Below are 23,343 nucleotides of genomic sequence, written 5' to 3'. Positions count from 1 at the left end.
AAAAAAAAGGGCGAACAAAATTCACCCTAACAGATACAGTAATCATCCTACAAAGTGCCGATAAACTTATCAATGCGATCGAATCCTTTTTCAATTGTCTTTAGGTCTGTAGCATAGGAAAGACGAATACAATCATCGGCACCGAAAGCAATACCGGGGATAGCGGCTACTTTTTGGGTTTCGAGAAGTTTCTGACAAAAATACCGGGATTTTAAACCAGTTTGACTAATATCGATAAACAAATAAAAAGCACCGTTGGGAGTAGGACAATTGAGTTCGGGGATTGCTCGCACTCGTTCTAAAATATACTGTCGGCGCTGGCTAAAAGCTTTGACCATTTCCTCGATGCAATCTTGGGGACTCTCCAAAGCAGCGATCGCACCGTATTGGGCAAAAGTGCAGACATTAGAGGTACTATGACCTTGGATCTTAGTCATAGCTTTGACAATTTCCACCGGTGCTGCCACATAACCGACGCGCCACCCCGTCATCGAGAAAGCTTTAGCAAAACCATTACTAATAATACTGCGCTGAAAGATTTCTGGGCCAAAAGAAGCGATACTGCGGTGAATTGCGCCATCATAGAGGATTTTCTCGTAAATTTCATCAGAAACCACTAAAATATCCTTTTCAACCACAATTTTTGCTAAAGCTGCGATTTCTTCGGGAGTATAGACAATGCCGGTGGGATTAGAGGGAGAATTGAGAACAAATAATTTAGTTTTCGGTGTAATTGCCGCTTCTAGCTGTTCGGGGGTGATTTTATACTGATTCTCTAGGCTAGTATTGACGATAACCGATGTTCCTCCCGCTAACGTCACCATTTCAGGATAACTCAACCAGTAGGGTGCGGGAATAATCACTTCGTCCCCCGCTTCAATTAACGCCATGATTAGATTGTAGAGAGACTGTTTACCGCCATTGGTGACGATGACATTATCGGCATTGTATGCTAGTTGATTATCCCGCAGCAATTTCTCGGCGATGGCTTTTCTTAACCCCGCTTCCCCGGCAGCCGGTCCGTAGCGAGTTTTTCCCTCATCGAGGGCCTTTTTCGCGGCAGCTCTGATGTGAGTGGGTGTGTCGAAATCTGGCTCCCCGGCGCTAAAACTACAGACATCTTCGCCGTTTTTCTTCATTTCCTTGGCCAGAGAGTCGATAGCTAGGGTAAGGGAGGGGGTGACTTGATTGACTCGTGACGCTAGTTTCATAGTATTTTACCCTGAAAGGGCTTTTCTGATGACCTACACAACCTTTAGTATTGTCCATCACCTCGATTGTTCTGGGTGTTTTTTTATATAATCTCCGGAATTGCGGCGCTTAGGGATGGGTGTGGGGTGATGGGGAAGTGGGGAAGTGGGGTGTGGGGTGTGGGGTGTGGGGTGTGGGGTGATGGGGAGAATAAATAAAAATAATCTCCTGTCTCGGAGTCTCCTGTCTCCTGTCTCCTTTCTTCGTTATTGAGGATTTTTTCTTTTCGAGGGTTTTTGTTTGCTGGTAGGGAGTAGGGGAGCGGTTAATTTTTCATAGAGTTCAAAGAGGTATTCAATACGGTTTAATTCACTGGTAAAGGGTTGGGGACGATAACACAAATCAACGGCTTTGTCAAGTTTTTGGTGAGCTTTGAGCAAGTCGGGAGGCATGGTTAAGGTATCGTATAAATCCGCAAGGCTACTATCAGGATATTTTACCCTAGTATCTAGCACAGCTTGAGCGCAAGTTTCGACGGTTTGTTTTTGTTTGTCGGTGATATTTTCTGGAAAGGGGTAGTTATTATAAACGATGGTGTTTGAATAACGATAATCGCTTTTTAATCTTCCGCAAACATATTTAACCCATGCCATGTGCATTTCTGAAGTTAAGATACCAAAATGATAAAGAGTTGCATAAGGAATAATTAAACATGAATTACTTGTAATTATATCAGGAGATAAAAATCCAGTTGGAATATATTTTCTATTCTCTGATGAAACACCAGGAATAAGTAAATAATTAGTATCAGGTTGTCTATTTTCTCCAAAAAGAGTTGGAAATTTAGATAATTCTTGAGTGGTTTTTCGATTGCTTTCACTTCGCACTTTTCTAACTTCTTCAACTCTTCTATAAATTTCTTTTGACTTCTTTAATTCTTGAGGTTGAATGTTAACAAGCCAAAGACAATAACGAGAATAACTATTAATAAATTCTTGCGCCCCTGTATAGCGTCTTATCCATTTATCAGCATCAGGTTCATTTTTTAAAAGTTCATTTTTCTCTTCTTCTGTCAAAATCAAATGCCCACCATCGTTTGGCATACTTCCAAAGTTTATGTCTGGAACAGATGAAATGGTTTTTCTTCTACTTAAAATTACCAAGTCATTACCCTCAACTAGGTAAGGATTAATATTTTTAACTTTTCTTTCTGTTGGTTCACCTTTAATATCAGCATAATCAAAAATACGTTTATTGTCAATATCTTCTAGCCCAAAACCAATAATAACACAATGAACTGCGGCGTTTCCTTTTGCTTCATTACTCCAGCTAAAAGTTCGATGGGCAAAATGAATTTTTATTTTATATTTTTGATAAAGCTCTTGCCAAAGAACACCAACTTGTTCACCCTGAGAAATAGAATTTGTGCTAACTAAAGCGCAACGAATTAAACTATTTTGAATAAATTCAGCCGCTTTAATATACCATGCCGTCACATAATCTAAAACGCCTGCTCCTTTAACGTCCCCTAAAACATGATTCATATCAGCCTTTTGGTCGGCATTTTGTAACTGTTTCCCCACAAAAGGAGGATTCCCTAAAATAAAATTGAGCTTCTCTTTTGATATAAGTTCTTCCCAATCAATCCGCAAGGCATTTCCATGAACAATCTTTGCCGCTTTCTTTAATGGTAAACGCACAAAATACTGACCAAAAGTATTACTAACCTTAACATTCATCTGATGATCAATTAACCACATCGCCACCTCTGCCACCCTCACCGCAAACTCATCGTATTCAATACCCGCAAACTGATTTACATCTACCTGAATAATGGTACTAATATCTGTTACTAACTGCCCCGTTTTATCTAACTCCTGTAATACCAAAATCTCTAAATCGCGTAACTCCCGATAGGTAATAATTAAAAAATTGCCGCAACCACAGGCAGGATCAAGAAAATATAAATTAGCAATCTTTTTCTGAAATTCTAGTAATTTATTGCGATGGCCTTTAATCTTCTCAAATTCTCTGGATAAATCATCTAAAAATAACGGTTTAATCACCTTTTGAATATTTTTCTCGGAGGTATAATGCGCCCCTAAATTGCGTCGCTCTTTTGGATTCATTACCGCTTGAAACATAGAGCCAAAAATAGCAGGGGAAATTTTTCCCCAATCAAAAGCACAAGCTTCTAATAACATGACTCGCATCTTGCTATCAAAAGCCGCTAAGGGTAATGACTCCTCGAATAACTTGCCATTTATGTAGGGAAATTGAGTTAAATTCTCATCGAGATTTTTTAATCTTTTGTCTTCTGGTGTATTCAAAACCTGAAAAATATAAGCGATGTGCATCGCCAAATCACTGCCATCTTCCTTGGTATGTAGATCAATATATTCCCAGAAAATCCCCTTATTAAAAATACCCGTATCATCGGCAAATAAACAAAATAATAAACGCACTAGATAAACTTCTAAATTATGCCACATATAACCAATTTCTTTGAGGCAATCATGAAGTTTTCCCATTAACTCGGCCGCTTGAATATTGACGGGATCTTCGTCTTTATAAACTCGTTTTTCGTAACCAGCAATAAAATCAAACAAATGAACATTATCAACAAAATTACTTAATTGAAATTCCCATTGATTCCCCGAATCTAAATCATATAATTTAAACCGTTGAAAATCCGAGACTAAAATATAACGCGGTAACTCATGTTCCTTTAAATTGGGAAAATAATCCTTAGCCTGTTGTGGGGCTTTTTCTAAATCTTTCCCCTTCGATTTATGCTCAACTAAAATCGTCCCTTTCCAGAGTAAATCAATAAAACCCTGTTTATTATCTGCTTTTTTTATCGGTTGCTCAAAACTGGCTACCCTACGCCGTGAAATGCCAAAGACATGAAAAAAATCATTCCAAAAAGACTGAGATTCTGCTTTTTCTGAAGTCTCTCCTTCCCACTCTTTTTGAAAAGCGATGGCGCGATTTTTAATTTCATTCCAACTTAAAGGCATAGTTTTAACTGCGGTTTTATTGGAGTTAAGGTGATAAGCTTATCTTACCGAAAAAAGGGCATAAGCCTTATGTCCCTACCATTAATATCGTGCCAGCTGTGGGGTCGCAAGGTGGTCAGTGAGTTTATAAGGCAAAAGATGCGTTAGGTGTCGATTAAATATAACTAATGAACAACCACAAAGGCACAAAGGACACAAAGATTAGGTTTTTCTGGCAACCCTAACTAAAACTTACCTGAACAAAAGCCCCCAGAAAACATCACTTTCTAGGGGTTTAATTACAATTGACGGAAAACAAACTTATGGGGAGGTTAACCTCCAGCCACCGCAGGAACGATACTGACTTCATCGCCATCTTTTAAGGGAGTTTTTGTCCCATCGAGGAAGCGAATATCTTCACTGTTGACGTAGAAATTTAAAAAGCGCCGGGGTGCGCCCTCTTCATCGCATAAGCGGGCCTTAATACCGGGGAAACTTGCTTCTAAGGATTCGATTAAACCACCGACACTACTAGCACTACACTCGATGGTAGCCTTATTTTCTGTAAATTTTTGCAGGGGAGTAGGAATGAGAACTTTTACAGCCATAGATATCAAGGAAAAAGTGGAAAGGACAGTAAGCTGCACGCGAATTTAAATTGCTTGTGGAGATGAGGCAAGGGGATAATCGCCCCATCATCCCCGAACATCAATTCTAGACGAGAACCTGTTGCCATTCGAGGCGTTCGAGGGTGCGGGAACGTTCCAGGGCCCGTTCAAAGCTTTCTAATTTCGGTTCGATTAACAGGGGTTCACCGATATAACCCTGTACCGCTTCTTGGGTTTTTAGACCATTACCGGTGATATAAACGACCGTGGTTTCTTCGGGGTCGATTTTACCCGCTTCTACTAATTTTTTCAAGACAGCGATAGTCGTACCGCCTGCGGTTTCCGTGAAAATGCCTTCCGTTTCTGCCAAAAGTTTAATACCTTCGATAATTTCGGCATCGGTGACGGATTCAATATTACCGCCAGTTTTACGGGCAATATCAAGGGCATAAACACCATCGGCGGGATTACCAATAGCGATCGATTTGGCGATAGTATTGGGTTTAACTGGGGCGACAAAATCCCGTCCTTCCTTGAAAGCTTGGGCAATGGGGGAACAACCCTCCGCTTGAGCGCCACTAAAACGCACTGCTTTATCTGCCACCAAACCGACTTTGACGAATTCTTGGAAGCCTTTATAAATCTTGGTAAACAGGGAACCACTGGCTAAAGGTGCGACAATATGGTCGGGGAGTTTCCAGCCTAATTGTTCAGCCACTTCAAAGCCTAAAGTTTTGGAACCTTCGGAATAGTAGGGACGCAGATTGATGTTGACAAAACCCCAACCGTAGGTATTGCCCACTTCTGAACAGAGACGGTTAACTTGATCGTAATTGCCTTTAACTGCCATGACCGTGGGATTATAGATTAGGGTGCCGAGAATTTTACCCGCTTCTAAGTCGGAGGGAATGAAAACACAACAGTCTAAACCGGCGTGAGCGGCAATAGCGGCGGTGGAATTGGCCAGATTTCCCGTACTAGCACAGGAAACGGTGGTAAAACCTAATTCTTTGGCCCGGGTAAGGGCGACGGATACCACTCTATCTTTGAAGCTGAGAGTGGGCATATTGACGGCATCATTTTTAATGTAGAGATTTTTTAGACCCAAGCGCCGGGCTAAACGGTGGGATTTAACTAGGGGAGTCATACCCGTACCCACATCGATGGGATTTTCACTTTCCACCGGCAAAAAGGAACGATAGCGCCAGATGGAATTGGGACCTGCTTGAATGCTTTCTCTGGTAACGGTGCGACGGATGAGGTCGTAATCGTAGTCCACTTCTAGGGGGGCAAAGGTTTCTTCGCAGATATTCAGCGCTTTCAGGGGGTAGGATGTCCCTCCTTCCTTAGAAACCAAGCGGGTAAAGGTCGGGATGAATTTTGAGGTTTCGATGTTTGTCGCTAGGGTCATGATTTTCCTGTCTTGCCGTCAACTGAATCTACAAGCATCCTATCACCGGCAAAATCTTGGTGTCAAATATACCCGACTATTTTTGTCGGGTATAAATTTATACAAAAACTAGGGGATAATCTGGGGAGCAGCAAGGGTTAAGGGGAGATGGTTGGGCTGCCGTGTCAGGAAACTTCGGTGTAGTTTTAGGTCAACAAAAGAACTAGAAGAAGTTATTTAAGTTTTTTAGGAGTATATAGCCTTTTTTTGCGGAATTTTATCGAAATAAACCCTAATTTTCCTTTAAATAGCTTAAACAGGGGGCGATTAACTGCGGTTGCCAGAAAGTTTCTCGCTTTACTCAGGATGATTGTCAAGAAAAGTGACAAATTATGTGATTTTGTTGAGAAATAATAATTTTTTCTGGACTGCCAAATAAAATTGACCATTTTCGGCGGTCGGCAGGAGATTATTTTTATTTATTCTCCCTTCTCCCTAGGAAGGTAGGGTTGATTCAAGGTAGGGTTGATTCAAGGTAGGGTTGATTCAAGGTAGGGTTGATTCAAGGTAGGGTTGATTCAAGGTAGGGTTGATTCAAGGTAGGGTTGATTCATGAATCAACCCTACGGGGGCAGGGGGGATCAAACCTTAAGAGTCAGTGGTCAGGAAACATCTGCTTTTTGATAAAAAGTTAAGGTAGTATTGCCGTAGCGTTTTTGACGACAAATGGTTAAACCTTCTAGATTAATTGCTTGCCAAGATTTGGGATTGTGTTCCACGGCAATTTCCCCCAGAGAATCTAATAAATTAGATTGAGAGATGGCAGTTAGTACCGGTAAATATAACCCGCTTTCGTAGGGAGGATCAAAATAAATTAGATCAAAACTTTTCCCCGCTAAAGTGGCTAACTTTGTCAGTACATCCCCCCGAATTACTTGAAATTGCTGGTGAGAAGTTGCTAAATTGCGCCAATTTTCCTTAATAATTTCGCCAGCGCGTCCTGATTGTTCAATTCCGATTACTAGACTCGCACCTCGACATAAAGCTTCCGCACCCATGGAACCATTACCCGCACAAAGATCCAACCAACGACAGCCGGATAATTTCTGTTGCCAGATATTAAATAAAGCTTCTCGGACCCTTGCTGTCGTCGGACGGGTTAATTGTCCTGCTAGGGTTTTTATGGGACGATTGCCGTAAATTCTCATTAGTTAAAAGGCAAATTCAGTTAATCTTTTTTGTAATAAATCAGGAAAAAGAGCATAGTATCTTTGATTGAGAGGAGAGGGATGGGGGAGAGGCAATAAAGTCACTTTCTTTTGCTGTTTTAATCCATCTTCATCAGTAGCGGTAAGGGTAACTAGGAGTTTTTTGGTAAAGCGTTCTTTATCAAGATAGAATTTATCTACTTCTCTGGGTTTACCGTAGGGTTCAAACCATTTAAAAGCTTCCGTACCAAGGGGAATGATATGATCACCTTGCCAATAAAAAACGAGCAGTTTTTCTATAAATGGACGAAAACGATCTTTCACTTCCCCAGAATAAGCTTTATTACCCGGCGGTTTGTAGGGAACTGTATTAGTCAAGAAAATTCGATCGCACACCGATAATAGCTCTTGACGATCATGGGATTTTCTACCCTGCCAAGCTTGAAAAAATCCCTCTCTTACCATTCTACCGGCAGCCCCGATCAAAGGTTGTCCTGCGTACACTTCATCTCGTCCTAAATCCCGGCCAAAAAAGCATAACTGACTAGCAAGATTACCAGCATACAAAACCGGTTCAAAGGGGTCTTTTTTTGCCTCTTGGTAAATCAGGGTATCGATGGGAAAATCCTCTTTTTTTGCCTCTTGGTGTACCTGTTTAATTAGGTTTGTAATATCGGCCATTTCAGTTATCAGTTATCAGTTATCAGTTATCAGATGTGAGTTTTCAGTTATCAGATGTGAGTTTTCAGTTCAGTGATTACTGTTTACTGATCACTGAAAAAAGCTTCTCCCCACACCCTACACCCTACACCCTACACCCTACACCCTACACCCCACACCCTACAACCCACACCCCACACCCTACAACCCAATTCACTCCTCGGTGCGATAGCCAAATTCTGCTAAAAGTGAGCGAGATTGTCGCCATTTCGGTTCTACTTTCACAAATAATTTTAAATATACCTCCCCAGCGATTAACTTTTGAATAGCCGATCGAGCGGAAGAGCCGATCGCTTTTAACATACTGCCATTTTTACCGATGACGATCCCTTTTTGGGAATCTCGTTCCACATTGATGGCGGCAAAAACCTTGGTTAAAGCGGGAGTTTCCTCGACACGTTCAATCACCACCGCCACAGAATGGGGAATTTCCTGACGGGTTTGCAGTAAAATCTGTTCGCGGATTAATTCGCCCATAATAAACCTTTCCGGTTGATCGGTGACTAAATCGGGGGGATAGTAGTAGGGACCGACTTCGAGGGAATCAATTAACAGATTTTGCAATTCTGCGATTCCCGTCCCCTCCAGTGCCGAAAATTTGAGCAGAGGCCAGTTATTTTCCGCCGCTAAGGTGCGATAACTATCGTCGATAGGCTCCCGGTCTTCCGGTTGCTGATCGGCTTTATTTAGCCCTAAAATCGTGGGAGTTTGGTTTTTAGTCAGTAAATCGGCAATATAGCGATCGCCACTGCCCAAAAAATTGCTACTATCGACAACAAATAAAACTAAATCTACGGAATTTATGGCGTTTTCAGCATTTTTAACTAAAACTTTGCCTAATTCGTGATGGGGCTTGTGAATGCCGGGGGTATCGACAAAAATCATCTGGGATATCTCGCTGGTGACAATGCCGCGTAAACGGTTGCGGGTAGTTTGAGCGATGGGGGAAGTAATGGCGATTTTTTGTCCCACTAATTGATTCATCAGGGTGGACTTGCCCACATTAGGACGACCAATAATGCCAATAAAACCCGATTTAAAACCAGTCGGTGCGATGGGAATTACTGCCGAATCGAGATTAAAGGCTTGGGAGTTGATCAAATCGTTCATAATTAAAGAATATTACTTAAAAAATATTTTTACCCATGCAAAGGATAATTTTGTTCTTGTTAGTATTGACTCTGGGCTGTAGTAACCATTTAGAATTATCTATAGCGGGAAATTTAAGCGATCGCTTAACTAATTATCCTCGCTGGATGACTAAACCAGTGGTTAGTTTTGCCAGTGGAGATTTAGTTTATCCCGATTGGATGGTAGGCAGTTGGACTGTCACCAGTACCCTAATCGATTTAACCGCTCCTCTTGCTCCCCAGATTATCACACCTGGTTTTGAAAGTAATCGTCGTTACCTAGAAAAATCGCTCGAGTTTCCGGTGAGATTCATCGAGAAAGCTATTTCCAGACCGATAAATGCTGCCTTTTTATCTACCATTATCAGTAAACCATCAATTGTGGCCGATCGATCCTTTAATGGTTTAGCAATTAGTCGCGCCTATTTAGGTAATCAATCGGTATTATCGGTAAAAACTGACCCCAATAATCCCAATCGTCAGATTACCTTTTTACGGGGCGCTCATCAACTAATTTCCACGGTAATTGCCAGAAATAGCGAAACTCCTAGCCGAAATCAATTTATTGCCACGGAAATTAGTCAACAAATTTTCCGGGGAGAAACCAATACTTATCTTAATGAGGTGGAAACCACCACCGCCTATCAGTTATTATCTCCTAATAAAATTCTAGGCGATCAGGTGACAGCCATTTATCTTTCCCCCCAATCGCCGGATTATTTCCAAGCGCCGAATCGTCCTGTAGCTTTGTATCGTTATCGCCTAGAATTGCTGAAAGATTAAGATCACCAGTGGTTAAACCCTGCTGAAACCAGCGCAGTCTTTCCCCATCCTGTTAAAAAAGTATAGGGGGAGCTTTTCAGTGATCAGTAAACAGTAAACAGTAAACAGTAATCAGTAATCAGTGGGGAGCGCAGGAGAAGGGGAAGTGGGAATTATGAATTATGAATTATGAATTATGAATTGGGGAGCAGGGAGAGGGGGAGAAGAAATAAAAGCTGACTCCTGACGACCGACTCCGTTCGGCGGTTCGGCTGAGCTCACCGTCGAAGCCTGAGCTCACGGCCGAAGCCTGACTCCTGAATACTGAATACTGAATACTGATAGGACAATGAGCTTGCAATCAAAAGTTCATGTCTGCGTCACAGTAAGTTCATATCCCCCGCCTAGATTAGAGATAGTCAGTCCTCAGCCGTTTTCCGAAACACTCCTCTCACACCCACGATTATTAGGACTGACTTTTATTCCCTTCTCAGAATGGTTAAACAATAAAAACTATGACTCACAATATTTTTAACGATAATATTTCCCCGAGCAACGAAGGCAATCCCAAACGATCCAAATCTTCTGCAATGAAAAAACTTTTTGCCTATTCCTCTTTACTGGTTTTGGGCGCCGGGTTAGGTATCGGTGCCACCTACGCCTACAGTCAAAATCCTCTAGAATTAGCCCAAAATATTGCCCCCGCTGCCACTAATCCTCGCCCCTCCACACCAGCGGCAGCGGCTCCCTCGTCTCTTGTTATTCCCACCAATTTTGTCGCTTCTGTGGTGCAAGAAGTGGGGCCGGCGGTGGTAAGAATTAATGCTTCTAGGGAAGTCAATGGAGGCGGTGATTTTTCTGAATTTGCTAACGATCCTGTTTTCCGTCGCTTCTTTGGTTCTCAAATACCAGAGGGAGGAGAAAAACAAGTTCAAAGAGGTACAGGTTCGGGGTTTATTATCAGTAATGACGGTAAAATTATCACCAATGCTCACGTTGTCGAGGGAGCGGATAAGGTGACTGTCACCCTCAAAGATGGTCGCACTATCGATGGTAAAGTCTTAGGTAGTGATCCTTTAACTGATGTGGCAGTGGTACAGGTGGAAACGAGCAATTTACCCACGGTTAAATTAGGTAATTCTGATAGTTTACAGGTGGGAGAATGGGCGATCGCTATCGGTAATCCTTTGGGATTAGATAACACTGTAACCACGGGAATTATTAGTGCCAAGGAACGCAATGGCTCCCAAATTGGTGCTAGTGATAAACGGGTGGATTTCCTGCAAACTGATGCGGCAATTAACCCCGGAAACTCCGGCGGACCTTTGTTAAATGATCGGGGAGAAGTCATCGGAGTTAACACTGCTATCATTCAAAATGCCCAGGGTTTAGGTTTTGCTATTCCGATTAAAACTGCCCAAAGAATCGCCGAACAATTAATCGCCACGGGTAAGGTGGAACATCCCTATCTCGGTGTTCAAATGGTACAGTTAACTTCGGAGGTAAAAGAACAATTAGCCGATAGTCCTATGGCCGATAATTGGACTATTCCCGATGATTCTGGTGTCTTGTTAGTGCGGGTGATGAGAGGTTCTCCTGCCGCAGCAGCGGGATTGCGATCAGGTGATGTGTTAAAGTCTGTAGGTGGTAAGAATGTCACCGATCCTGATGCGGTTCGGGAAATTGTTGCTAATACTCAAATCGGCGATAATTTGCCCGTAGAAATTAGCCGGGAAGGACAAAAAATTAATCTGAATATTCAAGTGGGTAGCTTGAATACTGCTAACAGATCCTAGTCTGGAAGATAAGTGGTAGAAGACCTAAACTTTATAGAGAGCTTGTTAGTAAGCTCTCTATATTTCTGGTTTTACTTTTGGCTCTTGAATCTAATAGTTATACTAAATCTGGTTATTAAAGACTGATTATTTATTCCCCCTTTTGCCTATTGCCTATTGCCTATTGCCTCTCCTGATATGTAGCCTATACTCAACGGATTTAGTATTATAGCAGTTATCTTAATGGTGAGTTACTAAGTTTTCCTTTTGGGGAGACAGAAGAAGATGCCTTGTCAGTTTATACTTCATCTTGATGAGAAACGCTTTAAAAGTGATTCCAACAATTCAGTAATTTCCAACAAATCTAGAATATGATGTTTATTTAGAGAGTGTTTTAATTGAAAGTGCTGTAGAAAGACAATAAAGATATCAAGAGATAGCATAGTGCAGAATTATCGCTCATTGCCTGATAATTAGATTAGGGATAGTATGATCAATATTGGCAAAAAGGAAGGATTAGAGGGAATTAAAGGGAAAATTTTAAGGGATAGCGGCGCTATGCAGACAATAGCGACTAAAGTAGGGTTTTCTCTTCATAAAACTGCCGATTTTGTCAAAGCGGAACTTGAATTGTGAAGTCTTTTTGACAAGCTGATCACTAATTTTCTGGCCGAATTGTTCGAGCTAATCCTTGCTCTAAAGTAAAGGGAGGTTGCCAATTTAGGGTTTTTTGAATATGGCTAGAGTCAACGGCAAGAGAACCAAGCAAGCGATCAATATTATAGGTGTTAAAAGGGAGATTTTTCCCTGTTATGGATTCTAGGCTATCACCCAGATAACCTAAGAATCTAAGTAAGGTAGTGGGGACGGGTAGCAATTGACAGGGGTGTTGAATTTGTTGAGCAATGAGTCGAATTAATTGGGGAGTAGAAACAGCTTGGTTATCGCTAATTAAAAAGATTTGATTAGCGGCATTAGGATGATCTAAACAGGTAATAATGGCAGCAACTAAGTTACCCACAAAGACAAAACTACGGCGATTTTTTATTGCACCAAAAGGTAAGGGTAATCCCCGTTTAATTAGTTTCATCAAGCGCTCCATATTACCCGGATTACCAGAACCGTAAACTAGAGTAGGACGAATAATTGTCCAAGTCATGTTGCTATCTTTGGCAAGGTTAATTAAAGCTTGTTCTGCTTGCAATTTACTACGACCATAGGGACTATCAGGGTGACAAGGAGAATTTTCTGTGAGTATCCTATCGCTTTGAGTTGTCATCGCACCGATAGAACTGATAAAAATAAAGTGTTTAACTCCTGCTTGAATTGACTGTTGAACCAAGTTAGCTGTACCTTGAGTATTAACCTTAATAAACTCCGCTTCTGGATTGGGAATAGTTTCGTTGATAATATGAGCGCGGGCTGCTAGATGGATGACTATATCAATTCCCTGTAGTGCCTCTTGCCAATTAGTTTTTTCATCGATATTGCCAACTTTAACTATTCTTATTGGCCCAGATAACGACTGATATAAATTCTTTCGTACTGCCGCAGTAATCTGGAATTTCTGCTGAGATAAAATTGGCAGAAGATAGCTACCGATAAAACCTGTTGCACCCGTGACTAAAATGTTTTTCATAAAGTAAATTAATATTTTTTTAGAACTTTTTCTCTATTTTTAAAACTTTGTGTCTATATATTTGATATATATTTCCGCTAAAATAAGCAGTAGGCATAATCAAAAATGCTATAGTACACCAAAAAACTCTAGAGAAGAAATTAGGTATTTTTTCCTTTTTACCCCGCCAAATTTCTAAATCAAAATCATCTCTATACTTATAATTTATTCTGATCGACTCCGCTAAAATAAAAACAATAGCTACTACTAAAAATAACTGGGAGTGAAGTCGATTGTTTAACCATAATATATCTAACAGGAAAAATAAAATTATAGTAATAAAAATTATTAATGGTAACTTACTTCTTGTGGGAGTGCTTTGTGGATGTTTGAGAAAGGTCAAGTATCTACCTCTACCGTATTTAAAATACTGAATAAATAAAGTTTCCCAAGAGCTTCTAGGATAGTAATATACTTTGATTTTAGAACTTACATAAATCGCATTATTTTGTTTTTCTTTTAATCTTAAATTAAGTTCCGCATCTTGATTAGTTACTTGAAATGGATCAAAAACTGTTAATATTTTTCTCGAATCAACCTCATAAATTTCTTCGGGATTATCTAATTGAACTAGTTCAAGAGCTATTTCTAATAAAGCTTTTCTCCAAAAACACCCTATAAAAACTGTATCAGCATAGCCATCATAGTTGGGATCTCGATACTTTGCCCCTCCATTACCTAAAAAGCTTCTTGATGCTATGGCCAAACCAGCTTGGAAATCATTAGTAGCAACAAAACGTTGAGATCCTCCCACATTCAGAGCCTTTGATTCTAGTAAAGCCTCTACACATTTTTCAATATAGTCTGGTGCGTAATCGCAATGGGCATCAGCACGCAAAAAAACATCTCCTTTGGCTTCAGAAAGCATCTGATTAAGGGCAGCAGATTGAATTTTGAGGGGATTAATAATAAGTTTGACTCTTGAGTCTGCCAAAGACAATTTTTTAACTAATGCTTGAGTTTCATCTTGACTACCTCCATCAGCTACTAAAATCTCTAATAATTTAGGATAACTGGTTTGAAGAAACCCACGAATAACCGACTCAATATGATCGGCTTCATTGTAGGTGGGAATAGCTACAGTTACAGTGGGGTAGGTACATAAAAAATATTCGGTATTTTGTGACATAGACTTTAGATTTTAATTTTTTACTTGCAATCACAATTTACTATTAACTATTTAAGTTTACCTAACTATATAGTATCTATTGCCAAATTTATTATAGGCATAAAAATCAACATTTTTAACCTGAAGATAATCGTCAATATCCCGATAGTCAAACCCAAAATGAGTACACCAATGGCTTCTTTCATTTCTATACTTAGAAACTCGTTCTCCTGTTAATAGACTCCACATATACTTAAGAAAAAGGAATTTCTGCTTGGGAATTTCTTGAAAACAATTAAGTGCATTATACCCATAACGAATTACTCTCCACAATACTCGCAGAAATCCTAGCCAACCAATTTCATCTGGGACAAGAATTAAAAGAAAACCTTGACTTTTTTTCAATTTAATCAGATTGTCGATAGCAGTGGTAAGTTCACCAACGTGTTCTAGGGTTTCCGTACATATTAATACATCGTATTGAGTTTCAGGTTTGTTGTCTTCATTGAGGTTAATCGTTTGGAACTGAATGTGCGGATAACGTTGTTTTGCCAGTTCAAGATTTGGTTGATGAATATCCATCCCTACAGCAATATCTGGTTTGAATTCATCAACGATTACCGCAGTAATATAAGCGGTACTACAACCCACATCAGCAAAGCTCTTTCCTGAAAAATTTACTTCCATTCTCAAAATATCGAGAATTCGGTTGAGCATCGCTTTTCCACTCATCGGCAGGTATTGCCGTAAGGTATGACGGGTATAATGAATTGAGTGATCGTAAACCATTTAAGCCTCCTGAGAAATAATTGGTATGGGATAGTACGAAACAACAGTGTCACTAGAAGTGATTTTCTCTAGCATATTTTTTAATCAATTTTACTAATCTATCTTGGAAAACAGATTGACAAAAGTTTTCTTGGAAAACCTTTTTTGCCCTTTCTCCCATGGCCTTTTGATCCATTTCTGATTTATCCAAAAATTTCGCCAGACCCTTATGTATATCCTCCTCAGAATTAATAGTAATTACATCAGCACCTCCCGCTTCCTCTAAAACAGGGTAGATATCTATACCATCAGAGATTATAAGGGGCAAACCAAGGGCCGCTGCTTCTGCGACAGAATAGCAAAAATTTTCCCGATAGCTTAAATGAATAAAAGCGTCAGCGGCAGCCATAAATATCCATTTATCTAAACCATAAACTGAGTGATGGTAGTAAACTTGCTGATTATCAACAACCAATTCTAAACAATATTTTTCTGATTTAGACAAGCTACCAACCATTAGATAAACCCAGTCTTGTGGATTATTTTTTTTAAAAGCTAAAGCAGTTTCAATAGGGCGTTTCATTGGGTCAATTCTACCTAAAAACAGCAGTATTTTTTTACTCTTATCAATTCCTAGTTTTTCTCGTACCTGATTTTTGTACTGTACAATTCCTGGCAAGTCTGGAACTTCAATTCCCAGAGGACAGATTTCTACATTAGAATTCCGTAGATAATTGCTTGCTTTTTCAGCTTCCCGGTTGCTAGTGCAAATAACAGCACTAGCTTGTTGTAATATTCGCTGGCCTATTCCATACATCCATAAATATTTAGGTATAGCGCGATAGGAAAATACATAGGGGTCTAGAGTACCATGTAGAAATACTATGTAAGGGACTTTTTTGATTTTTGACAATACATAACCAATAACAACATGAAACTGAAAAAGACAGTGTATAGTAATTAAGTTAAGCTCCAATGCCCACAATTGAGATAATAATTTATAGGTAATGATAGGTATTCCATAGTTAGCTCCAAAATTGAAAATATTCAATTGTTGCAGATGATAGTCCGCTTCCGATTCTGCACTGACCGAGGAATTGATCGGTATTGTATCAAGGGTTTTAGCTGCTATCAGATTGCTAAAGCTTTTTTGAACAACATACAAACCGCCTCGATCAGGGTGAAATGGCTTCGGAGAAATTTGTAGTATTTTCATAAATATTCTGATTATTCGTATCCAAATCGACTGTTCTTTAGATTTTTAACTAACTTAACTAGAAAATGAGGCAAAATTTTTACCAAATAGCTATTAATCGTATAATAGAGAAATAGTAAATAGGCATAAGTTTTGTTAACTCCGTATTCAATGGCTATATCTCGGCTCTCTTCCTTAGCAATTATTTTACCACTTAATCCGCCTGGTCTAATATTTCCTAACACTTTTTTTATCTCTACTCCTTGATAATTTTTTGTATGAATTCTGAGGCTAAATTCGTGATCGGCCGCTACTTTATACTTGGTATTAAAAGACCCTTCCTGTAAGTAAACGAGCTTCTTGACAAAAGCTGAAATATGGGGATAAGGTTGAACATAATAAATACTTTGATTTAACTTTTCCCCTGTCATTGCTGAAAACTTACCTATTCTCTCTCCTTTTTGATTAACTAAATAAACACTGCCATAAGCATAATCAGCTTGAGAATCATTAAGAGCTAAAACACTATTTTGAATTGCATCTAGTTCGTACCAATCTCCACAGTTAAGATTGCCAATAATTTCACCCATAGCTAGACTTATAGCCTTATTCATAGCAAAGTATAAACCTTGATCTGGTTCACTCAGCCAATAATCAATAGCATCTTCGTATTTATGGATAATTTCAACAGTACCATCTGTAGAACCACCATCTATAACAATATACTCAACATTATCATAGGTTTGATTAATCACACTCTGAATCGTTTGCTCTAAATACTTCTCACCATTGAAAACTACAGTAATGATGGTAACTAAAGGAAGCGGTGAATTGTCAGACAAACCACTCGCTTCATCGTAAGACCGTTTGAAATATCCCTTTGTTCTTAATCCCCCTTCTCCCTTGCGTTCTGGATTTGGGGGAGATAATATTGGATATTGTAGGGGATCAGAAGTGAGCTTGCGAGTCGTGGAAAAGTTATGATTAAGATTAATTATTTTCATGATTGTTTGGAAGCGCGTAATTTTTAAGCAATCATCCAGAAAGAACCGGGTAATCGCTCTTCATTATAAGCATTGATATTATCAAGAAACACAGAATTATTATAAGAAGATACCATAGATAAGGATGCCAAAATTTCAAACTTTTTGTTAAATTGTAGAAAGGTCTCTAAAAAGTATTGCTCGTTCCAGTATCGTGATTCTTTGAGATTCCATTCGATGGGATAATCATAGGGAAAAAATATATCGTGAATATGAACTAAGACTCCTGTTTGTAAACGGGGATAAACTTGAAGAAATTCAAACTCCACATCACTACCAGACTTAAATACATGACTGGAATCAACGAACAGAATATCATTGGTTTGCAGGGATTCAAAAACAGACAAATCTACGGCTTCTACTTTCTGGGTAAGCAAACTAAATTCTAGAAAATCTTGACTAACATTAGCAAAGTCTTTTAAAAAATCTTGAGGATAAGGCTCGATCGAGATCAGTTGTGATTTTTGGGAATTTTCTATAAAATTCATTCTTAAAGCTGCGGCGATAATTTTAGTGCTACCACCCGACCCAATTTCAATTACCTGAGAGGGTTTCCTTTCTCTGACCATAGCATAGAGTACTTCTGCATCGCCACTAATGAGAGCAGAACTATCTTCGGAATAACCAAATGCTGAAAAAATTTCTTTATTGTTAAATTCCAAACCATATTTTTCTAGTAAATACCTAACCAGTTCAGTTTGCTTGTCTAGATGCCATTCAATTGAGCTAAGAGGCCTTTCTTTGCCCGCGTATGTCATAATTTCCTGACGGTTGGGTATCGGCTGATAAAAATGGTCAGTAATTAGGGTATAGCCAATATTTCTTAAGAGGGGATTGAATATTTTTCTGGCTAGGGCAAATTTAATATTTTTTCTACCCTGTTCGGTTTGCATACGGTTAAGTAATTTCTTCAACATTGTCAACCTTTATACTACTAATATTTACTGTCATGTTTTGTCGTCAAAGCCAACTCGGAACTGGTATCCTTTATCAAAATATTACTAGCTGGTTGCCTCCTATTAAATCTTGACAAAATACTGCTGGAGCAGGGTTTCAATCATCATGGGCAATTCCATTAACTAACCAGTTCAAGACCGGATTCAATGGGCATATTGGCTAGATTGTACCTGATGATCAACTTCTTGTAAAGAAAATTTTTAATCAGCTAATACCGGAAAGTGAACAAGAGTTCTCTAAGGTTATTGGTCGTCCATGCTTGATATTCCTATCCTATTAGCTTTCTGGAGAGTTATTGTACTTTAGCTGGTCAACATCCAGATTTATTCTGGCAAATCTCCAAAACGCTCTCGATAGCGTTGGAGCAATGCTTCTAAATCCTCAGCCCGCATTCTTTCCTGTTGGGCCCGCATTCTTTCCTGTTGGGCCCGCATTCTTTCCTGTTCAGTTAGCTCTGACTCCGTGGGCAATAAATCGCCAGCAAAAGTCGCCCAACGCAACCAAACTGCCTCGACTCCCTTATACTCCCCTTGCCAGCGTACCAAAGCCAACCCTAGCCTTTGACTGAAAAATCTTTCTCCCGTCTCTAGAGATAATGGCTCGTAGTTGCCGTCTCTGAGAATAAAACCCGCCCAGTCTTCAGGATTGAAGGGATCGTACCAGAAATATTCTGGCACTCGCAAGCGGTCTTGATAGATAGCTTTCTTTTCAGTTTTATCCTGTTGAGCGGTACTTTCAGAAAGGAGTTCGATAACCACATCGGGAGCTTTCCCCTCTTGCCAAACCACCCAACTTTTTCTTTCCGCTTTGGGAACCCCCAGGACAGCAAAGAAATCGGGACCGCGAAAGTCCTCGTTTTTTAACTGTGCGGCACTGAAATAAACGAACATATTGCCGCCTACATAGCCATCTTCCCTAGCAGCTAACCAGGGTAACAAGGTATCTATGAGTATATCCATCTGGAGTTTATGTCGTTGGGTTTCCATGGGAACGCCGTCATCGCAGGGCAATTCATCTTGGGTAGGCAGTGAAAGTCGAGAAGGGGCAATAGTTGAAGTCATCGGAGTCACGCTGGTGATGAGACTTAAGGAGCTTTTTCCCCAATGCTAGGGGAAAATATCTAGGGGCTAGAATTGAGATGGGGGCAAAATGTTATGGTAATTATAGCCTTCTTCTAGGAAATTAGTTTTTTAAGCACATATTGTAGGCTTGATCCGCCTTCAATTTTTGGTACAGCAAAGGACTCTTTTCTCTACAAGACTGTTGTAGTTGCTGAAACTCGGCTTCACCCTTTTTCAGATAGGCATTGACAAGCTCTCGATTGGCCAGATAGAAAGCGATCGCACCATAAACCTGTTCGAGGGAAAGGAGTGGGAAATTTTGGGCAATACTTTCGGGCGATTCTCCGTTCAAGAAAGAATAGACAACTGAATCAAGGGAGATACGAGTTCCTTCGAGCCAATATTCTTCTTCTCGTTGCTCGATGTACTGTTTTGTTGGGATGGGGGCTAATTTCATAGGAGCAATGTTGCTGTTTAGCTAAAAGGATAAGAAATCCCATTACCAAGTAGGAATACCATTGCTAGGACTGGGGTATAGATTTTTGGAGATGTCTATTTCTTATGATGATATTAGCGTCGAGAACGATGAATTTGAGTCTCACTTGTCCAAATCCTTTCTCTGATTCGCTCTGTCCGCTTCACACATCTGACCAAACTCACGAACAATATCGTCTTCGGAAATTCCCTTTTGACTTAACAGGTACTCAAATTGAGCGGCCACCGCTTGTAAGGCAGCGATATCGGCGCTTTTACTCCCCTGTTTAACGGGGAAATAGAACCCAACAGTATGACCGTGACGTAGTACCTCAACGGGAGTCTCACCGTATATGTATTTAGGGAGTTCGCTCCGAAATTCTCGCACCCCAATTTTCTCAATGTCATACTTATCCATAGTCTCTCTCGTTGTGTACGCAATGTGTACATAGCGTAGCACTATTTGAGAAAGGATATCAACAAATAGCTTTGCTCATGTTTTACCAGATTAAATTTTTAATCTGGTTTGAAGAAAATTCCATCCATCTGCAACATCCTCCCAGTTTTTTCGGCAGTAAACCCTGGTTCAATACCGTACAGTTCGTAACCTAATTTTTCTACGATATCAATCATTTCTTTAAACAGGACTTGACCTTCATAGAGAGGGACTAAAGATAATTCAAGCTTAATGCCTTTAACCAAAGGCAAAATTGCAGTTGCCCCTTCTAGCACTTGTTTTTCCAATCCTTGCACATCTATTTTGAGGAAAATGGATTTTGTTTCGCTTTTGATATAGTCCTTGGCAATGGTATCTAGCCTGCTCAATTTTACTGTTTCTGAGCCAGAGTAAGCTGATTCAGGTGCAGATTCTAAGTGAGCATCCAGCATTGGCAAAGCTGAACTACTATAACTATTACCAGCAATATTGATCGTAATTTCACCTTCTTGGTTGCCGATGGCAGTTTGGGGAGCAATTTCCCACAGCGGGTCTTTTTTACTAACAGCTTTTAATTGAGAGTAAGCACTTAACAGCGGTTCAAAGGAAACAATCCTCCCTGAATAGCCTAACTCTCGCAGTAATTTAGCATATTGCCCAATATTAGCGCCAACATCGAATACTAAGTCAATATTGTGATAGGCTAACAAGCGCTGCATTTTCGCCGCTTCAGATGTTTGTACATTGTATCTTTTTAGATCAATTCCTAAACTCCTGGAGAGTTTCTTGATTACTTTTTTAGGCATAAATTTCTAACGGCAATTAATTTTATTCAAGAGGCAATCCCACGCAGTCCCATGAAACAAATACATCAGGACTATTGATTTGACATAATTTTCCTTTGGAACTAACTCCATATATCTCGTACTTATGTTCAGCCAAGAACTCTTTTGTTTTGTCAGTTGACAACCAATTTTCAACTGCTTCTACCACCAATATTGGTTTGTCTCTTTTAATTATAGTCTCGCCTCCTTGAAGAGCAAGAGGCTCAGCTCCTTGGATATCCATTTTTATGATATTTACATTTTGCACCTGGTCAATCAAATCATCTAGTTTACATACTTGTATTTCATATTCTTTAATTAAATCTGGATTATTTCCTTGTTCTAATACTTCTACGCTTTCTAATTGACAGCCACTATTCTCACTAGAATCTGCCAGTAATTTTTGTCTTCCTTCTGTATTGGATACGGCTTCGTTATGAAGAATCACGTAATCAGTTAGCTGATTTTGCTTTACATTGTATTCGAGCAAGGAAAAATTTAGTGGATTTGGCTCAAAACTATGAATAACTCCTGACCAACCACGAGATTTTAGCTCATAGGCAACAATTAGGGTATAAACACCATGATGTGCCCCTACATCTAACATGACAAATCCAGGTTTAATTTGACTAACAATATATTGAACTAAGTGGTATTCTATTTCACCAACATAATATCCTTGAACTGACATTAAACTGCCAGAAGAGCGAAAATTGATTTTTCCTCCATATATCTTGAAGTCTTGGGGATGCTCTACAACCAATAAATCATGAAATTGTTTTAATAAAAAAGGTTTCAGATAGAATTTACTATCATGACGTAATAAGAGGGATTGGTGATAAAACCAACGCATCGGTTCTCGAATAGACTTTGTAATTGGCAGTAGAGGATATCCAGCAGATTTGTAAGCTGAGGCAACACTCTTAAGCGTATTTTTGAACATTTTTTTAAACATAGTAATATAAAAAATGAAAGTTGTTGGTTTCCAAGTATTTATTGAAAGTCTCAGATTTTCAATATTAGCAAACAAGTAAGAATTGTATTCAAAGCTTAAAGATTGTTTTTAATTTCCTCTCTATGCGCTCAATCAAAGATGCCTGACAATAAACACGATAGGTAAAGTTATCTGCATCAATATGAGGAATTACATAGGGTGGATGACGTAGGGGGAAGTCCATCTCTTCTACATTAACACTGTTAACCGGAGTTCTAGCATTTATTGTGTGCGTAGCGTTTGCACCAAAACCAATATTGCTAACTAGATTCATATTAGGAATAATCGCTAAACCATGCTGAAGAAAACAAGAGAGTATCCAGCGGTAGCCCCAGCTATTAATCTCTTCATCATAAGTTTTTTGAAATACTTTTGTCCAATATTTTGTTTTTTGAGGATTCCGTAAAATATACTGAAGCAGATTATCCTGTTTGACTTCGGGCCACAGACTCATATCGCCATCATAATAGTGCCACGCCCGCCTCCAAGTTGCCCACCCCCATATAAGGTTAATCTGAGAAAAATAATAGCTATACTCGGTACGCTGGCGACCGAACTGAAAGTTACAACCGATAATAGACATGATTCTCTCATCATTTTGATAATGATCAAGCAATTCCTGACAAAATCGAAAGAAACTAGGATGTGGTAAGCAATCATCTTCAAGAATAATAGCCTTCTCAACCGTGCTAAAAACCCAATCTAAGCCACTTGATACCCGCTTCCTACAACCTAAATTCACATCTGAATAATTCTTCAATACCTCACAATCCCAATCAACTCTATCAATAATAGCACGAGCCGTCTTACACTTTTCAATATCATCCGGTTTATCGGGGCGCGGACCATCGGCAACCACTAATAACTTAGGTGGTTTCGCCTGACGAATGGCTTCAAATACCCTCGCCGTCGTGTCTGGTCGATTGAAAATCAGGAAGGCGACAGGAGTGGTCAGTTGGAAGTCAGCCATAGACGGATTTACTGTTAACTCGTGGCATCCTAACCCACCCTGACCAAATTGT

22 protein-coding genes are annotated in these 23,343 nt (G+C 39.7%); 3 read left to right on the top strand and 19 right to left on the bottom strand.

Features of this window, described 5'->3' with window-relative positions; genetic code table 11:
• Positions 1-47: 47 nt before the first annotated feature.
• The 7 genes from RAM70_RS08590 to era form a co-directional block, all read right to left on the bottom strand.
• Positions 48-1,211 carry a pyridoxal phosphate-dependent aminotransferase gene (locus tag RAM70_RS08590; protein ID WP_045362311.1) on the bottom strand — a complete coding sequence of 388 codons (1,164 nt, stop codon included), beginning with the start codon at positions 1,209-1,211 and terminating at the stop codon, positions 48-50.
• 246 nt (positions 1,212-1,457) lie between these two features.
• Positions 1,458-4,211: a DNA methyltransferase gene (locus tag RAM70_RS08585; RefSeq protein WP_312673288.1), complete on the bottom strand. Its 2,754-nt coding sequence runs from the start codon at positions 4,209-4,211 to the stop codon at positions 1,458-1,460.
• A gap of 311 nt (positions 4,212-4,522) precedes the next feature.
• Positions 4,523-4,798: a MoaD/ThiS family protein gene (locus RAM70_RS08580; RefSeq protein ID WP_002750865.1), complete on the bottom strand. Its 276-nt coding sequence runs from the start codon at positions 4,796-4,798 to the stop codon at positions 4,523-4,525.
• Between the two features lie 106 nt (positions 4,799-4,904).
• Positions 4,905-6,209, bottom strand: a complete 1,305-nt coding sequence (gene thrC, locus RAM70_RS08575; RefSeq protein WP_002783420.1) for a threonine synthase — start codon at positions 6,207-6,209, stop codon at positions 4,905-4,907.
• Between the two features lie 641 nt (positions 6,210-6,850).
• Complete coding sequence (gene rsmD, locus RAM70_RS08570) at positions 6,851-7,396, bottom strand: 16S rRNA (guanine(966)-N(2))-methyltransferase RsmD (RefSeq protein ID WP_002765123.1); 546 nt, start codon at positions 7,394-7,396, stop codon at positions 6,851-6,853.
• A gap of 3 nt (positions 7,397-7,399) precedes the next feature.
• Positions 7,400-8,077 (bottom strand): uracil-DNA glycosylase family protein, encoded by a 678-nt coding sequence (locus RAM70_RS08565; protein ID WP_312673282.1) that lies wholly within the window; start codon positions 8,075-8,077, stop codon positions 7,400-7,402.
• 192 nt (positions 8,078-8,269) lie between these two features.
• The gene (era, locus tag RAM70_RS08560; protein WP_312673280.1) at positions 8,270-9,226 is read right to left on the bottom strand and encodes a GTPase Era; all 957 of its coding nucleotides are present in this window, start codon (positions 9,224-9,226) and stop codon (positions 8,270-8,272) included.
• Between the two features lie 35 nt (positions 9,227-9,261).
• Here era and RAM70_RS08555 point away from each other — a divergent pair, with 35 nt between their 5' ends.
• From RAM70_RS08555 to RAM70_RS08545, 3 genes are all read left to right on the top strand, one after another.
• Positions 9,262-10,029 (top strand): DUF6816 family protein, encoded by a 768-nt coding sequence (locus RAM70_RS08555; RefSeq protein WP_190380485.1) that lies wholly within the window; start codon positions 9,262-9,264, stop codon positions 10,027-10,029.
• 494 nt (positions 10,030-10,523) lie between these two features.
• Entirely contained in the window at positions 10,524-11,804 is a 1,281-nt protein-coding gene (locus RAM70_RS08550) for an HhoA/HhoB/HtrA family serine endopeptidase (protein WP_312673277.1), read from the top strand.
• A gap of 468 nt (positions 11,805-12,272) precedes the next feature.
• Positions 12,273-12,419, top strand: a complete 147-nt coding sequence (locus tag RAM70_RS08545; RefSeq protein ID WP_242029990.1) for a hypothetical protein — start codon at positions 12,273-12,275, stop codon at positions 12,417-12,419.
• A 22-nt stretch (positions 12,420-12,441) separates the two neighbouring features.
• Here RAM70_RS08545 and RAM70_RS08540 read toward each other — a convergent pair whose 3' ends face one another.
• From RAM70_RS08540 to RAM70_RS08485, 12 genes are all read right to left on the bottom strand, one after another.
• Positions 12,442-13,422 carry an NAD-dependent epimerase/dehydratase family protein gene (locus RAM70_RS08540; protein WP_312673273.1) on the bottom strand — a complete coding sequence of 327 codons (981 nt, stop codon included), beginning with the start codon at positions 13,420-13,422 and terminating at the stop codon, positions 12,442-12,444.
• Positions 13,423-13,441: 19 nt separating this feature from the next.
• Complete coding sequence (locus RAM70_RS08535) at positions 13,442-14,590, bottom strand: glycosyltransferase family 2 protein (protein ID WP_312673272.1); 1,149 nt, start codon at positions 14,588-14,590, stop codon at positions 13,442-13,444.
• A gap of 57 nt (positions 14,591-14,647) precedes the next feature.
• A complete protein-coding gene (locus RAM70_RS08530; RefSeq protein ID WP_045362361.1) occupies positions 14,648-15,301 on the bottom strand; it encodes a class I SAM-dependent methyltransferase in 654 nt (217 codons plus the stop codon).
• A 109-nt stretch (positions 15,302-15,410) separates the two neighbouring features.
• Positions 15,411-16,553, bottom strand: a complete 1,143-nt coding sequence (locus RAM70_RS08525) for a glycosyltransferase (RefSeq protein ID WP_045362364.1) — start codon at positions 16,551-16,553, stop codon at positions 15,411-15,413.
• 11 nt (positions 16,554-16,564) lie between these two features.
• Positions 16,565-17,536 carry a glycosyltransferase family 2 protein gene (locus RAM70_RS08520; protein WP_190380488.1) on the bottom strand — a complete coding sequence of 324 codons (972 nt, stop codon included), beginning with the start codon at positions 17,534-17,536 and terminating at the stop codon, positions 16,565-16,567.
• Positions 17,537-17,559: 23 nt separating this feature from the next.
• Positions 17,560-18,492: a class I SAM-dependent methyltransferase gene (locus RAM70_RS08515; RefSeq protein ID WP_190380489.1), complete on the bottom strand. Its 933-nt coding sequence runs from the start codon at positions 18,490-18,492 to the stop codon at positions 17,560-17,562.
• A gap of 363 nt (positions 18,493-18,855) precedes the next feature.
• Positions 18,856-19,593, bottom strand: coding sequence for a Uma2 family endonuclease (locus RAM70_RS08510; protein ID WP_190380490.1), 738 nt, complete (start codon positions 19,591-19,593; stop codon positions 18,856-18,858).
• Between the two features lie 121 nt (positions 19,594-19,714).
• Positions 19,715-20,050 (bottom strand): DUF433 domain-containing protein, encoded by a 336-nt coding sequence (locus tag RAM70_RS08505; protein WP_045362372.1) that lies wholly within the window; start codon positions 20,048-20,050, stop codon positions 19,715-19,717.
• Positions 20,051-20,191: 141 nt separating this feature from the next.
• On the bottom strand, positions 20,192-20,485 hold the full coding sequence (locus RAM70_RS08500; protein WP_045362376.1) for a hypothetical protein: 294 nt from the start codon (positions 20,483-20,485) through the stop codon (positions 20,192-20,194).
• 98 nt (positions 20,486-20,583) lie between these two features.
• Positions 20,584-21,309, bottom strand: a complete 726-nt coding sequence (locus RAM70_RS08495) for an FkbM family methyltransferase (RefSeq protein ID WP_045362379.1) — start codon at positions 21,307-21,309, stop codon at positions 20,584-20,586.
• Between the two features lie 22 nt (positions 21,310-21,331).
• Entirely contained in the window at positions 21,332-22,357 is a 1,026-nt protein-coding gene (locus RAM70_RS08490) for an FkbM family methyltransferase (protein ID WP_312673269.1), read from the bottom strand.
• 13 nt (positions 22,358-22,370) lie between these two features.
• Positions 22,371-23,291 carry a hypothetical protein gene (locus RAM70_RS08485; RefSeq protein ID WP_045362387.1) on the bottom strand — a complete coding sequence of 307 codons (921 nt, stop codon included), beginning with the start codon at positions 23,289-23,291 and terminating at the stop codon, positions 22,371-22,373.
• Positions 23,292-23,343 lie beyond the last annotated feature (52 nt).

This window comes from Microcystis wesenbergii NRERC-220 (assembly GCF_032027425.1).
Taxonomy (GTDB): domain Bacteria; phylum Cyanobacteriota; class Cyanobacteriia; order Cyanobacteriales; family Microcystaceae; genus Microcystis; species Microcystis wesenbergii_A.
This window is presented reverse-complemented; position numbering and strand designations above follow the sequence as displayed.

Coding starts and splice junctions, on each gene's coding strand:
- RAM70_RS08545 (WP_242029990.1), top strand. CDS start 12,273: ATGATCAATATTGGCAAAAAGGAAGGATTAGAGGGAATTAAAGGGAAA.
- RAM70_RS08485 (WP_045362387.1), bottom strand. CDS start 23,291: ATGGCTGACTTCCAACTGACCACTCCTGTCGCCTTCCTGATTTTCAAT.
- RAM70_RS08510 (WP_190380490.1), bottom strand. CDS start 19,593: ATGACTTCAACTATTGCCCCTTCTCGACTTTCACTGCCTACCCAAGAT.
- RAM70_RS08590 (WP_045362311.1), bottom strand. CDS start 1,211: ATGAAACTAGCGTCACGAGTCAATCAAGTCACCCCCTCCCTTACCCTA.
- era (WP_312673280.1), bottom strand. CDS start 9,226: ATGAACGATTTGATCAACTCCCAAGCCTTTAATCTCGATTCGGCAGTA.
- thrC (WP_002783420.1), bottom strand. CDS start 6,209: ATGACCCTAGCGACAAACATCGAAACCTCAAAATTCATCCCGACCTTT.
- RAM70_RS08580 (WP_002750865.1), bottom strand. CDS start 4,798: ATGGCTGTAAAAGTTCTCATTCCTACTCCCCTGCAAAAATTTACAGAA.
- RAM70_RS08550 (WP_312673277.1), top strand. CDS start 10,524: ATGACTCACAATATTTTTAACGATAATATTTCCCCGAGCAACGAAGGC.
- RAM70_RS08495 (WP_045362379.1), bottom strand. CDS start 21,309: ATGCCTAAAAAAGTAATCAAGAAACTCTCCAGGAGTTTAGGAATTGAT.
- RAM70_RS08555 (WP_190380485.1), top strand. CDS start 9,262: ATGCAAAGGATAATTTTGTTCTTGTTAGTATTGACTCTGGGCTGTAGT.
- rsmD (WP_002765123.1), bottom strand. CDS start 7,396: ATGAGAATTTACGGCAATCGTCCCATAAAAACCCTAGCAGGACAATTA.
- RAM70_RS08505 (WP_045362372.1), bottom strand. CDS start 20,050: ATGAAATTAGCCCCCATCCCAACAAAACAGTACATCGAGCAACGAGAA.
- RAM70_RS08535 (WP_312673272.1), bottom strand. CDS start 14,590: ATGTCACAAAATACCGAATATTTTTTATGTACCTACCCCACTGTAACT.
- RAM70_RS08500 (WP_045362376.1), bottom strand. CDS start 20,485: ATGGATAAGTATGACATTGAGAAAATTGGGGTGCGAGAATTTCGGAGC.
- RAM70_RS08525 (WP_045362364.1), bottom strand. CDS start 16,553: ATGAAAATACTACAAATTTCTCCGAAGCCATTTCACCCTGATCGAGGC.
- RAM70_RS08520 (WP_190380488.1), bottom strand. CDS start 17,536: ATGAAAATAATTAATCTTAATCATAACTTTTCCACGACTCGCAAGCTC.
- RAM70_RS08540 (WP_312673273.1), bottom strand. CDS start 13,422: ATGAAAAACATTTTAGTCACGGGTGCAACAGGTTTTATCGGTAGCTAT.
- RAM70_RS08530 (WP_045362361.1), bottom strand. CDS start 15,301: ATGAGTGGAAAAGCGATGCTCAACCGAATTCTCGATATTTTGAGAATG.
- RAM70_RS08585 (WP_312673288.1), bottom strand. CDS start 4,211: ATGCCTTTAAGTTGGAATGAAATTAAAAATCGCGCCATCGCTTTTCAA.
- RAM70_RS08565 (WP_312673282.1), bottom strand. CDS start 8,077: ATGGCCGATATTACAAACCTAATTAAACAGGTACACCAAGAGGCAAAA.
- RAM70_RS08515 (WP_190380489.1), bottom strand. CDS start 18,492: ATGTTGAAGAAATTACTTAACCGTATGCAAACCGAACAGGGTAGAAAA.